This is a genomic window from Stenotrophomonas sp. 10N36 (assembly GCF_056395005.1).
The window spans coordinates 164054-177346 of record NZ_JBFTIS010000007.1 but is presented as its reverse complement, the minus strand read 5'-3'; the positions used below and the strand labels follow the sequence as shown (position 1 = coordinate 177346).

At 68.6% G+C, this 13293-nt stretch carries 11 protein-coding genes; 8 read left to right on the top strand and 3 right to left on the bottom strand.

All coding sequences use genetic code 11. The features are described 5' to 3' along the window. The first annotated feature begins 223 nt into the window (after positions 1–223). The 3 genes from AC1DCJ_RS09485 (at position 224) to AC1DCJ_RS09475 (ending at position 3967) form a co-directional block, all read left to right on the top strand. Complete coding sequence (locus tag AC1DCJ_RS09485; protein ID WP_478070796.1) at positions 224–2743, top strand: membrane-bound PQQ-dependent dehydrogenase, glucose/quinate/shikimate family; 2520 nt, start codon at positions 224–226, stop codon at positions 2741–2743. Between the two features lie 60 nt (positions 2744–2803). Further along, the gene (locus AC1DCJ_RS09480; protein WP_478070795.1) at positions 2804–3310 is read left to right on the top strand and encodes a DUF4952 domain-containing protein; all 507 of its coding nucleotides are present in this window, start codon (positions 2804–2806) and stop codon (positions 3308–3310) included. A gap of 204 nt (positions 3311–3514) precedes the next feature. Beyond that, positions 3515–3967, top strand: coding sequence for an REP-associated tyrosine transposase (locus tag AC1DCJ_RS09475; RefSeq protein WP_428710588.1), 453 nt, complete (start codon positions 3515–3517; stop codon positions 3965–3967). A gap of 499 nt (positions 3968–4466) precedes the next feature. Here the strand turns inward: AC1DCJ_RS09475 and AC1DCJ_RS09470 are convergent, their stop codons facing one another. Together AC1DCJ_RS09470 and AC1DCJ_RS09465 are read right to left on the bottom strand one after the other, a co-directional pair. Further along, positions 4467–4856 carry a DUF3037 domain-containing protein gene (locus AC1DCJ_RS09470; RefSeq protein ID WP_478070794.1) on the bottom strand — a complete coding sequence of 130 codons (390 nt, stop codon included), beginning with the start codon at positions 4854–4856 and terminating at the stop codon, positions 4467–4469. Next, entirely contained in the window at positions 4834–5610 is a 777-nt protein-coding gene (locus AC1DCJ_RS09465; protein ID WP_141056890.1) for a HipA family kinase, read from the bottom strand. Before AC1DCJ_RS09465 ends, AC1DCJ_RS09470 begins: the two co-directional genes overlap by 23 nt. A 91-nt stretch (positions 5611–5701) precedes the next feature. Here AC1DCJ_RS09465 and AC1DCJ_RS09460 point away from each other — a divergent pair, with 91 nt between their 5' ends. The 4 genes from AC1DCJ_RS09460 to AC1DCJ_RS09445 all read left to right on the top strand — a co-directional run bounded on the left by AC1DCJ_RS09460 (position 5702) and on the right by AC1DCJ_RS09445 (position 11474). Then, on the top strand, positions 5702–6070 hold the full coding sequence (locus AC1DCJ_RS09460; RefSeq protein ID WP_478070793.1) for a hypothetical protein: 369 nt from the start codon (positions 5702–5704) through the stop codon (positions 6068–6070). Positions 6071–6214: 144 nt separating this feature from the next. After that, entirely contained in the window at positions 6215–8677 is a 2463-nt protein-coding gene (locus tag AC1DCJ_RS09455) for a S9 family peptidase (RefSeq protein ID WP_478070792.1), read from the top strand. Positions 8678–8763: 86 nt separating this feature from the next. Next, positions 8764–9087 (top strand): hypothetical protein, encoded by a 324-nt coding sequence (locus AC1DCJ_RS09450; RefSeq protein ID WP_478070791.1) that lies wholly within the window; start codon positions 8764–8766, stop codon positions 9085–9087. Between the two features lie 110 nt (positions 9088–9197). Beyond that, on the top strand, positions 9198–11474 hold the full coding sequence (locus AC1DCJ_RS09445; protein WP_478070790.1) for a patatin-like phospholipase family protein: 2277 nt from the start codon (positions 9198–9200) through the stop codon (positions 11472–11474). Between the two features lie 19 nt (positions 11475–11493). Here AC1DCJ_RS09445 and AC1DCJ_RS09440 read toward each other — a convergent pair whose 3' ends face one another. After that, positions 11494–12471, bottom strand: coding sequence for a hypothetical protein (locus tag AC1DCJ_RS09440; protein ID WP_137189819.1), 978 nt, complete (start codon positions 12469–12471; stop codon positions 11494–11496). 130 nt (positions 12472–12601) lie between these two features. On the opposite strand from AC1DCJ_RS09440, the gene AC1DCJ_RS09435 reads away from it, so the two are divergent. Further along, on the top strand, positions 12602–13270 hold the full coding sequence (locus AC1DCJ_RS09435; protein ID WP_478070789.1) for an HAD family hydrolase: 669 nt from the start codon (positions 12602–12604) through the stop codon (positions 13268–13270). The last annotated feature ends 23 nt before the right edge of the window (positions 13271–13293 follow it).

Here is a 13293-nt window from a genome sequence, read left to right as displayed (position 1 = left end):
GCGCTGACAGGCAGTACCACGACGACGCCGGCCTTGTGCCGGCGTCGTCGTTTCTGCACCTGTCCGGGCCGGCACCTTGCCTATCGTGGCGGCCCGCTGAAAGAACGCATGTACTTCACGGCGGCGGTGGGATAACGGCTCCCGAACCAGCGGACATTCGCGTCCGCGATGGCAGTCCACCAGTGGCCGGACCCGGTTCGCGCCACGCCGCATGGAGACCACGATGTCCGCCGCCCCCCGCGCCGCACGCCCCGATCCTTCGTCCACCGCCCGGCGCCCGCGCCATGCGCTGGTGACCGTGTTGTCCCTCGTCCTGATGCTGCTCGGCCTGGTGCTGGGCGGGCTGGGCGCATGGCTGGCCAGCCTCGGCGGCTCCTGGTACTACGTGCTCGCAGGTGTTGGCCTGCTGGTGGCCGGCGTGCTGCTGTGGGGCAACCGGCGCGCCGGTGCGCTGTGGTTCGGCGCGGTGTTCGTGGGCACCTTGTTATGGACGTGGTGGGAGTCGGGCGGTGACTACTGGCGCTGGGTGCCGCGGCTGGGCCTGATCGTCGGTATCGGCCTGGTGCTGTCGCTGCTGCTGCCGACGCTGGACCGACCCTTCTCGCGGCGGCTCTCGCGCAGCATTGCCGGCGTACTGGCGCTGGTGTTCGTGGCCGCCTTCGCGTTGGCGTTCGTCCCGCACGGGGTCACCGCGGCCAGCGGCAGCTTCCCCGAGGCGATGACCAGCACCGGCCTGGCACCCACCGCCGACGCACCGCTGCAGCCCGCCGACAAGCCGGTCGACGACGACTGGGCCGCCTACGGTCGCAACAACGCGGCCACCCGCTTCTCGCCGCTGCAGCAGATCACCCCGGACAACGTGGCCAAGCTCGAACAGGCATGGCTGTTCCGTACCGGCGATCTGCCGCAGAAGCGCTGGGGCGCTGAAACCACGCCGCTGAAGGTGGGGGACACGCTGTACCTGTGCACCGCGCGCAACCAGCTGGTGGCGCTCAACGCCGCCGATGGCACCGAGCGCTGGCGCTTCGAACCCAAGATCAAGGACAAGTCGATTCCCTACACCGCGGCCTGCCGTGGCGTGTCGTACTACGAAGTACCGGCAACCGCGCAGCAGGCCGCCGACGCCGATGTGGCCGCCGACCTCGCCTCGGGGCAGTCGCAGGTGCCGGTGCTGACCCAGCTGCCGCGCAGCGCCTGTTCGGCGCGCATCATCGAAGGCACGCTGGATGGCCGCCTGATCGCCGTGGACGCGGCCACCGGCAAGCCGTGCGCGGGGTTCGGCAACAACGGTCAGGTCGACATTACCCTGGGCATGGGCGACAGCCCGGCCGGGTATGTGTCGATCACCTCGCCGCCGGCGATCGTGCAGGGCGTGATCGTGACCGGCCATCAGGTGCTGGACGGCCAGCGTCGCGACGCACCGTCCGGCGTGATCCAGGCCTACGACGCCATCACCGGCAAGCTGCGCTGGGCCTGGGACATGGATCAGCCCGAACTGACCGGCCTGCCGGCGCAGGGCAAGACCTACACGCGCGGTACCCCGAACATGTGGACCACCGCCACCGGCGATGACCAGCTCGGCCTGGTGTACCTGCCGATGGGCAATTCGGCGGGCGACTACTGGAGCGGCTCGCGTACCGAGAACCAGAACAAGTACGCCACCTCGCTGGTTGCCATCGACGTCAACACCGGCAAGCCGGTCTGGCATTTCCAGGCGGTGCGCAAGGATGTGTGGGACTACGACATGGGCTCGCAGGCCACGCTGGTCGATTACCCGACCGCCGCCGGCAAGGTGCCGGCGATCCTGCTGCCGACCAAGCAGGGCGACATGTACGTGCTCGACCGCCGCACCGGCCAGCTCCTCACCCCGGCCGAAGAACGCAAGGTGCCCACCGGCGGCGTGGAGCCCGAGCAGCGTTCGCCCACGCAGCTGTTCTCGCTGTACCACACGCTGCGCAAGCCGGACCTCACCGAGCGCGATATGTGGGGCATCACCCCGATCGACCAGCTGGTGTGCCGCATCCAGTTCCGCAAGGCGAGCTATGAGGGCTTCTACACCCCGCCCACCGCCGACCGGCATTCCATCGAGTACCCCGGCTACAACGGCGGCTCGGACTGGGGCAGCGTGTCGGTGGATCCGCGTCGTGGCGTGATCGTGGCCAACTACAACGACATGCCCAACTACAACCTGCTGGTGCCGCGTGCCACCGCCGACAAGCTGGGCTGGGTGCCGCGCGAAGACGTGCGGGCCGACAAGGGCGGCGCCGAAGGGGCAGGGGACCCGCAGACCGGCACGCCGTACGCGATCGACGTCAACGCCGGCTGGCGCCTGCCGTTCACCAAGCTGCTATGCAAGCAGCCGCCCTACGGTGGCATCCGCGCGGTGGACATGCGCACCGGCAAGACCCTGTGGGACCGTCCGTTCGGCAGTGCCCGCGGCAACGGCCCGTTCGGTATCCGCTCCGGTCTGCCGATCGAGATCGGCACGCCCAACAACGGCGGCTCGGTGGTCACCGCCAGCGGCCTGATCTTCATCGCCGCGGCCACCGATGACCTGCTGCGCGCCATCGACCTGAAGACCGGCAAGGAACTCTGGCACGCCAAGCTGCCGGCCGGCGGCCAGGCCAACCCGATGATCTATGCCTTCGGTGGGCGCCAGTATGTGGTGATCATGGCCGGCGGCCACCACTTCATGGAAACCCCCGCAGGCGATTACGTGATTGCCTACGCGCTGCCGAAGTAAATGGTGCCGGGGTGGCCGTGTCGATTACGATGCGGTCATCCCACAACTGCATGACCGACGATGAGCATGACCTGCGCCTGGCGCCTGCTGGCGGTATCGCTGTGCTGCGCGATGGCGGTTTCCGCCCCGGCGGTGGCCGACGCGCAGACGCGGGAAGCGGCCGTGGCCGATTGGAATGCCGAAGGCCGCCATGCGGGCCTGGCCGCACCGGACACGCAGTGCCAGGATTTCCTGCAGGCGATGGGTCGCAAGCCGGACACCCTCGAGTATCTGGGCTGTGAGCAGGATGACGCGTCCTACATCAAACCGATGACGGCCCGGTATCGGGTCCGTGGCGCGTCCGCGGCGCAGGTGGAGACCTACCTGCACGACACGTTCGGCCTGCCTCTCCTCCGCTATGCATGCTGCGGCTGGAGCAGCGGTGCGCCGTACGCCTGGCGTGCAGGCGCGGACGGCGTCCGCTACGAAATCGGCATGGGCGTGGAGTCGTTGCATTACCCGCGGGAGGAGTGGGCGCGGATTCCTACGTTTGACATCACGGTGGGCGTGACGCGGCAAAGCCCCTGATATCGAGGCAAGAGCAGCCGGGTAGAACCCGGCTTACGCATCCTGCCCCGTAGCGCCGGGCCCTGCCCGGCCGCTCTTGCACTTCGCTGTGGCGCGAAAGGCAGCCGGGTAGAACCCGGCTCTACGGGCGCGGCGCATTTTTCCTACATGCGGGCGCGGTATTGGCCGCTGCGACAAGGCGCTGGACTGTCGCACGATGCCGCCATGGCCAGCCCCGCATTGCAACGTGGACGATTCTCCTGCCAAGGGCACTGCTACGTCGTGACCACGGTCACCGCACGTCGCCAACGCCTCTTCGCCGTTGCTGCCAACGCGGATGAAATGATCCGCTGGATGCAGGCGTCGGATCATGAAGGCCGCACGCGATCCATGGCCTGGGTGGTCATGCCGGACCACGTGCACTGGATGTTTACCTTGCGCAGTACGACGTTGGCCACCATCGTGCGCACCACCAAATCGCGGGCCGCCAAGGCGATCAATCAACGCAACGGCACGCAGGGCGCGATCTGGCAGCCAGGCTACTACGATCAGCTTCAGCGCGACGAACCCCAGTGGCTGGCCGAGGCGAATTACATTCTTGCCAACCCGGTGCGCGCCGGATTGACGACGGCGGTTGGCGAATACCCCTTCGCCTGGTGCCGCTGGCCACCCCCGTAGCGCCGGGCTCTGCCCGGCCGCTGTTGCCCTTCGCCGCAGCGGCAAGAGCAGCCGGGTAGAACCCGGCTCTACGCGTCCTGCCCCGTAGCGACGGGCTCTGCCCGGCCGCTGTTGCTCTTCGCTGCATCGCCAAGAGCAGCCGGGTAGAACCCGGCTCTACGCGGCCAACCCCGTAGCGCCGGGCTCTGCCCGGCCGCTGTTGCTYTTCGCWGCACCGCCAAGMGCAGCCGGGTAGAACCCGGCTCTACGCGCAACCCCGTAGCGCCGGGCTCTGCCCGGCCGCTGTTGCYCWTCGCTGCACCGCCAAGAGCAGCCGGGTAGAACCCRGCTCTACGCGCACCCCCGTAGCGCCGGGCTCTGCCCGGCCGCTGTTGCTCTTCGCAGCACCGCCAAAAGCAGCCGGGTAGAACCCGGCGCTACGTGTCCCAGAGGCAGCCGGGTAGAACCCGGCTCTACGCGTGGATCAATGCGCGTGTCCGTTGGCGCCTGCCATCCGGCCTTACGGCACCCGCACCATCTTCGTCAGCAGGTGCGCCACCACGCCGGCCGGGTCGGCGGTGCGGCCTACGTGCGTGCTCGACATCTGCACCACCGAGCTGCGCTTGGCGGTGAGAAAGTGGAAGCGCGCCCGGGCCGGGAGCTGTGCGATCGGGCCGGCGTCCGCGTCGCCACGGCAGATGGCCACGATGGCATCCAGCCACGGCTGCAGGGCGTCCATGTCCAGGGACGGGGCGAATGAGTGCATGCGCGCCGGGTCGATCTCGATGGCCGCTTCCAGGTGTTTGGCACCCGGGCACGACACGATCACCCCGACATTGATGAACTCTTCGCGTTCAACCCGCGGCACCACGCGGATCACCGCGTAGTCATACGTGTGCAGCGTGGGCACGGACGGCCTCCTGGACGAAGACGGCACGCACCTGCAGGCGGCGCTTGAGATAGTCGATATACGCCTGGCGATACTGTGCCGGGCTGTCGAAGGTGGGTTCGTCAACCAGCCAGCTGTCCGGCACCAGGCCCACGATGCGCTCGATCTCGGCATCGGGCAGCAACGCCGCCAACGCCGCATCCACCTCGGCAATCTGCGTGGCGAACGGCAGCAGCACATGGTCGCGGATCAGCACGAACGGCTTTTCGCAGGCCTCGCCGGCGTTGGCCCAGTCGTGGTGGAAGTACATCGCCGCACCGTGGTCGATCAGGTACAGCTTGCGGTGCCACACCATCAGGTTGGGGTTGCGCGCGGTGCGGTCGACGTTGCTGGTAAGCGCGTCGAACCACACGATCCGCGAGGCCAGGTCGGCATCCACCGGCATGGCCGCCGGGTCGTAGTTGATGGCGCCGGGCAGATAATCGCTGCCGAGGTTGACGCCCTCGCTGGCGCGGATCAGGTCCTGGATCTCCGGGTCCGGCTCGGTGCGGGCGAACTCGCGGTCGAGTTCGACGAACATGATTTCCGGGATCGGCAGGCCGACGCTGCGCGCCATTTCACCGGCGATCAGCTCGGCGATCAGCGCCTTGGGGCCTTGCCCGGCACCGCGGAATTTGAGCACCACCATGCCGTCGTCATCGGTCTCGACAACAGCGGGCAGGGAGCCGCCCTCACGAAGGGGCGTGATGTAACGAAGGGCGTGGAGTGTGCGCACGGAGCGTCCATTGACGAGGCTGCAGCGTCATCTTACCGTGGCCGGCAGCCCGGTACGGAACCGGATGCAGGCTGCGGCACAGGGAGGAAACATGGGCAAGGGAATGGCATATCTGGTGCTGGTCGTCCTGGGGGCGCTGCTGCTGTGGTACAGCGGCCTGCTGGATGAATTCCGCGGGGGCAGCAACCTGCAGGCACGCGAGACCTTCTGGCGCGAGCAGGTGCAGGCTGCCGCACTGGACGGCGGCTCCCGCGCAGCGGTCGAGCGGTTTGCCGCACACCATCGGCTGACCCTGCAGTGCGACGCCGTTCCCGCCGGGTCGGACATCACCGAGTGCCTGGCCGACGATCCGCAGGCCAGGGGCGGCACCGCCACCCACCCGATGACCCTGCAGCTGTTCTTCATGTTCTACGGCGACCGCCTGCACACCTTCACCAGCACCCCGCGTTCGCTGGAGTAACGGCCCGCCGGCTCGCGCCGGCTCGCGCCTGCGGCGGCAAGCCAGTGCTTTCGGCCCATTCCGACCCGGACGCCCGGTGCTAGATTCGACGTTTGCCCGGCGACGTCCCTGCCGCCGGGTACCCACCATCGCAAGGGGACCCACATGCCGATTCGTCGTACCACCCTGGCCGCGGCCGTTGCTGTTGCCACCTTCAGTCTGTTCGCCACCGCGCCGGCCTTTGCCGACTACGCCAAGCCGCCGGAGCACCTGCTCAAGGTGCTCAAGGCCCCGCCGCCGCCGGCGCCCAGCCTGGACCCGAGCGGGCAGCGCCTGCTGCTGACCACCGCGCAGACCTATCCCTCGATCGAGCGCGTGGCCCAGCCGTACCTCAAGTTGGCTGGCGTGCGCCTGGAGCCGAAGAACCGCAGCCGCCATGACACCCAGGGCGGCTATGGCATCCCGGCCTGCGTGGCCGATTTCACCCTGGTCGACGTGGGGACCGCCAAGCACACCAAGGTGGCCTTGCCGCAGGGCTGTGCGGGCGCGGCGCAGTGGTCTGCCGATGGCCAGCGGTTTGCGTTCCAGAACGCCGTGGATACCTCGGTGCAGCTGTGGGTGGGCGATGCGGTGACCGGCCAGGTGAAGCAGGTGCCGGACGTGCAGCTCAATCCGATCTTCGGCTACACCCTGCAGTGGCTGGGCGGCGGGCAGCAGCTGCTGGTCAAGCGGGTCCCTGCCAACCAGGGCCCCGCACCGACCAGCGGCAATGGACCCGGTGGCCCGGACGTGCAGGAATCGCTTGGCAGCAGCGGCGAAAGCAGCACCTATGAAGCGCGCGATACGCTGACCAGCGCGCACGATGAAAAACTGTTTGCCTACTACGGTGCGTCGCAGCTGGCAGTGGTCGATGTTGTCGCCGGCCAGGTGCGCAACGTCGGCACACCGGCGCTGTACAACGAGGTCAACGCGGCGCCGGATGGCGTGCACGTGCTGACCGAGACCCTGAAGGCGCCGTTCTCCCACGCCGTGACCTACCAGCGCTTCGCCAACGACGTGGCCGTGCTCGACCTGGCCACGGGCCGCGCTGCCCCGATCGCCAGCCTGCCGCTGGCCGACCGCGTGCCGGTGCACGGCGTGCCGGAAGGTCCGCGTGATTTTGATTGGCGCGCCACCGACCCGGCCACGCTGGTCTATGCCGAGGCTTTGGACAAGGGCGACTGGAAGGTGACGGTGCCGCACCGCGACCGCGTGCTTGTGCTGAAGGCCCCGTTCAACGGCAAGCCGCAGGAGATCGCCCGCACCGCGCAGCGCTTCGAAGGCATCGCGTGGAGCGCCGATCCGGCGGTGTCGTTCCTGTTTGAGAACGACGAAAACCGCCATTGGCGGCAGACCCGCATCGTCGATGTGGACCAGCCGAAGAAGGAAGGTCGCCTGCTGTGGGATCTGTCCAGCGACGAGCAGTACGCCGACCCGGGCAACCTGGTGTTCACGCGCCTGCCCAACGGCGCGTCGGTGGTGCGCCAGGACGGCGCGTTCGTCTTCCTGCGCGGGCAGGGGGCCTCGCCGCAGGGCGACCGCCCGTTCCTCGACCGCCTGGACCTGGGCTCGCTGAAGACCGAGCGTCTGTTCCGCAGCGACGCCGATGCGTATGAGCAGATCCTCGGCCTGACCGCCACGCCCGGCCGCTACCTCACCTGGCACCAGTCGGTGATGGACCCGCCGAACGCGTTCGTGCGCCAGCAGGGCGAGCGCAACGCCGCGGCGAAGGAAGGCGAAGCGCAGTACGCCTCCACCGCCACCGCGCTGACCCGACTCACCGACCCGACCCCGGAAGTGCGCCAGATCCAGAAGCGGCTGGTGACCTACAAGCGCGCCGATGGCGTGGACCTGTCGTTCACCCTGTACACGCCGCCCGGCTACAAGGAAGGCCAGCGCGTGCCGGCCATCCTGTATGCCTACCCGGCCGACTTCGCCAGCGCCGCGCAGGCCGGGCAGGTGTCCGGTTCGCAGCAGACCTTCACCCGTCTGGCGCCGTACCGGCTGATGCTGCTGGCCGGCTACGCGATCATCGACAACGCGTCGTTCCCGATCGTGGGCGACCCGAAGAACGCCTACGACACCTACCTGGAGCAGCTGGAAGCCGATGCCAAGGCCGCGGTGGACAAGGCCGTGGACCTGGGCGTGGTCGACCGCAACCGCATCGGCGTGACCGGGCACAGCCATGGCGGCCTGATGACCGCCAACCTGATCGCGCACACCACCCTGTTCAAGGCCGGCGTGGCCACGAGTGGGTCGTACAACAAGACCTTTACCCCGTTCGGCTTCCAGAATGAGCGTCGCTCGGTGTGGCAGGCACAGGACGTGTACCTGAAGGCGTCGCCGTTCTTCTACGCCGACAAGATCAAGCTGCCGCTGCTGCTGGTCCACGGCGAGGACGATGCCAATCCGGGTACCGAGCCGTTCCAGTCGCGCAAGCTCTACCAGGCCATCCGCGGCAACGGCGGCACCACGCGCCTGGTGATGCTGCCCAACGAGCCGCATTGGTACACCGCGTTGGAGTCCAACGAGCAGCTGGTGTACGAAATGCTCACCTGGTTCGATACCTACGTGAAGAACGCGCGGTAACGTCGACCGTTGCTCGACAGCGCGTGATGCCCCGCCTGATCGGCCGCCCTGCAACGGGCGGCCGATCTTCGTTATCCTGCACCGCAATGAACACACTGCTGATTGCCCTGCTGCTGGCCGTCGCGCCAGCGACCGACGCCGCCACCGAATCCACCACCACATTGGAGCAGCTCGGCCTCCACCGCGGCATGGAGTACGTGCCGGTACGCAGCGCGTTGCTGCGCGATGGCTGGACCGTTGAACCACACGACTACGAAGGGGCGCCACCGTTCGCCGCGTTCCCCGAGGTCGACTGTGGCCAAGGCTGGCAGGCGGTGTGCTCGGCGGGCTTCCGCCGGGGCGACAAGGTTGTCTATCTGGCCATGGATCCCACCGACGACGGTCACTTGCTGCTGCTGGGGAGTGAGTGAAGGGCCGGCACGGGTCCTCGTTGTAGGTGCGGTACGTCTGGACGCGACCGTCACCGGCAGGCAGAGTGCGCGGGTGACGCGGTGCATGGCCGCACCCGGGGAGAAGCCTGATGCAGATCGGACGCGCAGCACGGCGCGGTGAACGCGTGCGCGGGGTGCTGGCGGTGTGCATGCTGGCGATCCTGCCTGCGCTGGCAGGCGCGCAGGCGCCCGCCGTCGAGGACGGCCCTCACGCCCCCGAACGCCCCCGCACCTGCCTGGTCCTCGGCGGCGGCGGCGCGCGCGGTGCAGCCCATATCGGCGTGCTCAAGGTACTGGAACGCGAGCGCGTGCCGATCGACTGCATCGTCGGCACCTCCATGGGCGCGGTGGTCGGTGGCCTGTATGCCTCCGGCTACACCGCCGACGAGATCGAGGCGGTGCTGGACCGCATCGACTGGGCCGAGGTGCTGCGCGACAAGCCGCCGCGCAACGAGCGCAGCATGCGCCGCAAGGAGGACGACCTACGCCTGCTGGGTGGCGTGGAGGTCGGCCTGAGCAACGGCAAGATCGCCTTTCCGCAGGGGCTGATCCAGGGGCAGAAGCTGGAAATGCTGCTGCGTCGCCTGTTGCTGCCCACCTGGCAGGTACGCGATTTCGATCAGCTGCCGATTCCCTTCCGTGCCATCGCCACCGATATCGTGAGTGGCGAGAAAGTGGTGTTCGCCCAGGGCGACCTGGCCCTGGCGATTCGCGCGAGCATGTCGGTGCCCGGCGTGTTTGCGCCGGTTCGCTACGAGGACCGGCTGCTGGTCGATGGTGGCGTGGTGGACAACCTGCCCATCGATGAAGCACGTCGGCTGGGTGCGCAGCGGCTGATCGTGTCGCGGGTGGGCACGCCGTTGATGACCGAAGCACAGCTGGATTCCCCCCTGGCGATCAGCCACCAGATGGCCAGCGTGCTCATGCAGCGCGAGATCCAGGCGCAGCTGGCCACGCTCGGCGCGCAGGACCTGTTGGTGACCCCGGCGCTGGGTGACATGGGCAGCCAGGATTTCAACCGCTCACCGCAGGCCGTTGGCGTGGGCGAGCAGGCCGCGCAGGCAGAGGTCGACGGGATCCGCCGCTACCAGGTGGACCCGGCACGCTACGCCGCATTCGAGCGCCAGCACCGACCGCCCGCCTATGCGGCGCCGATCGTCGCCTTCGTCGATGTACTGCGCGACGGCACCCGCACCGGACGCTATATCGAGCAACGCCTGCAACCGCAGGTGGGCAGGCCGCTGGTGCCGGACGAGGTGGAGCAGCAGGTAGCGACCGCCTACGGCGAAGGACGCTATCAGCAGGTGCAGTGGCGGCTGGAAGACCGTGATGGCCGCCAAGGGCTGGTGCTGGCCCCGCAGGACAAGCGCTGGGGGCCGGACTTCCTGCACTTCGCGCTGCGCCTGTCCGATGATTTCGACGGCAGCAGCAATTACCAGCTGATTAGCGAGCTGACCCGTACCGGGCTGAGCGACCAGGGCGCCGAACTCAAGCTGCGCATCGGCCTCGGCGAAGTGGAGGAGGCCTTCGCCGAGTACTACCGCCCGTTTGGCGGTAGCGGACGACACGCGCTATCGACCTATGCGAAGTACCGCGCGACCGACCTGGACCTGGCCTTGATGCGTGGGGGCGCGCTGGCGGAGTTCCGTTACAGCCAATGGCTGGGCGGTGTGCGCTGGGCGTATTCGCCGCATCCGGATTGGGAGCTGGCCGGCTTCCTGGAGCGTGGCCGCGAGCGGCTGCGGCTGGACGTGGGCAACCCGAGCGAACTGGGCAATTATCGCGCCGACATGGGCAGCGTGGGCTGGCAGCTGCGCCACGATTCGATCGACAGTTCGGCGTTCCCCAGCCGCGGCCAGCGCCTGTCGCTGACCCGCCAGCACTACCTGGACACGCTCGGCACCGCCGATTCGGCCGCGGTCACGCGCCTGCAGTGGGATGGTGCGTGGTCGCACGGCCGCAACCGCTGGCTGGGTGGCGTGCGGGCATCGTCGGCGCATGGCGGCGATGACGTCCTGGCGACGTATGGTTTCCTGGGCGGGCTGGGCAACCTGTCCGGGTATCCGGAAGAGGCGATCTTCGCGCCACAGACTGCGTTGGCGCGGGTGGTGTATTACCGCCGCGTCGCGCACGCCGACTCGCTGTTGACCATTCCGCTGTATGTCGGGGGCAGCATGGAATGGGGCGGTTTCTGGCAGACCCGCGACGCGGTGAACATCGACGGCATGCAGACCGCCGGCAGCCTCTTCATCGGCGCGGACACCTTCCTGGGGCCGGTGTTCCTGGGCTATGGCCGCGCCCAGGGCGGCCACGATTCGTTCTACCTCACCTTCGGCTCATTGCTGCGCACGCTCGACGGGTTCTGAGCGGAACGGCCGTTGCTGCTCAGCCGAGCGGCAGCGGCTCATACGCCCTGGCGATCCGGTCGTGCAGGGCGCGCACCACGTCGGCCTTGGCGTCCACGCGTCGTTCGTCGCCGAACGCCTTCAGGAACCGGCACGCCGCATGGCCCTGCGCCTTGCGCTCGTAGTCGGCAATCCATTGCAGGCGACCGGGCAGGAATGCCTGCTCGGCCGACCATGCCGCCACCGGCGGGCGGATGCGCCGACGCATGCCGATCCGCCAAGGCTTGGGCGTGAGCCGGGCGCGGAAGCAGTTCTGCACCCGGCACATGCGCGCGTACAGCGCGTCGGTCTGCAGCGCCTGGAACAGGGCGTGCACCTCGGGATCCTGCGCCGAGAAGGTGCTGTGCATCGCCAGCACGCGCATGCCGGCCGGGGTGCGGTACGCGCGCAGGTGCCAGCCCGGGTGCTGCCGGGTGAACTGTTCGACCCGGGCCAGCGCCCCGGCTTCCAGCTGCTCGTCGCGATGGCGGGCGCGTTTGACCATCAGGACCACCGCGTTCACCGCGACCAGCACGACGCTGGCCAGCCCCGCGCCGACCATCCCGTTCCACAGGTTGCCTGCGGCAATGGCCACGACCGCCCACAGTGCGGCCGCCAGCAGCGAAGGGATGACGCACCCGGACGGCAGCGGGCGGTGGTCGATATCGGCAAACAGCACGTCCGGGGTGTTCAGGCACAGCGCGCCGTAGCTGTTGCGGGTCAGCACGATATCGCCATGGCGCTCGACGATCTGCTCACGGATCGGCACGCCGTCCACGCCGTAGTTGGTGCGACGTTCGCTGCGCGGCAGGGCTTGCCCGGCGGCGATGGCATGCAGGGCGTCCTGGGCGCGCGCGTCGGCATGTGCCTGCGCAGCCGCCACGCTTTCATCGGACCAGCCAAACCGGCGCACGATCAACTGCTTGCGGTTGTGCCGTACTTCGCGTCGGGCTTCTGCCCAGTATTCGGGAACGATCATGGACATCCTTGTGCTGTGAATCGGGGGCGCAGCGGAGTCTGCCATGTTGTGCGTCCGCACGGCAGCACCCCGGACGCGTGTGCGGCAGTGCCGCTATGATCGGGCCTTCACCGCAACAGGGAGTGCGCGGATGCCCGATGCAAACGTGGTTGTGTTCGATTTCGACCTCACCCTGACCCGCTGGGAAACGGCGCGTCGCTTCTTCAAGGGCCTGCTGCGCCGCCAGCCGTGGCGCCTGGCCGCGCTGATCGTGGCGCTGCCGCTGTTGGCGCCTTTGCTGCTACTACCCCGTACGCGCCGCCTGCCCATGCGGTGTGCGGTATGGCTGGCCACCTTCGGGCGCAGCCGTGAGGCAATGCAGGCGCTGGCACAGGCGCATGCCGATGCCGTGTTCGCGGGGGACGAAGCGCTGTTCATCGCCCCGGCCGTCGCACGCCTGCGCGAGCATCTGGCGCAGGGGGACCGGGTGGTCATCGCTACCGGCTGCTGGGAGCCGCTGGCACGCGCGCTGCTGGTCCATGGCGGGCTGGGCGAGGTGCCGCTGGTGGCCTCCACGCTGCGCCCGCTATGGGGCGGCTGGGTCAGCGAACACCACTGCCTGGGCGAGAACAAGATTCCGATGCTGGCCGCGCGTGGCTTCGCACCGCCGTGGGCGATGGCCTATACCGACCACCACGCCGACCTGCCGCTGCTGCGCCACAGCGCACAGTGGTGCCTGGTCAGCCCCACGCCCGATTGCCTGCAGCGTATTGAAACGGCGCTGGCAACGCGGGCCCCGGTGCTGGCCTGGAGGGGCTGAACCGCGCAGCGCCGCCCGCGCCG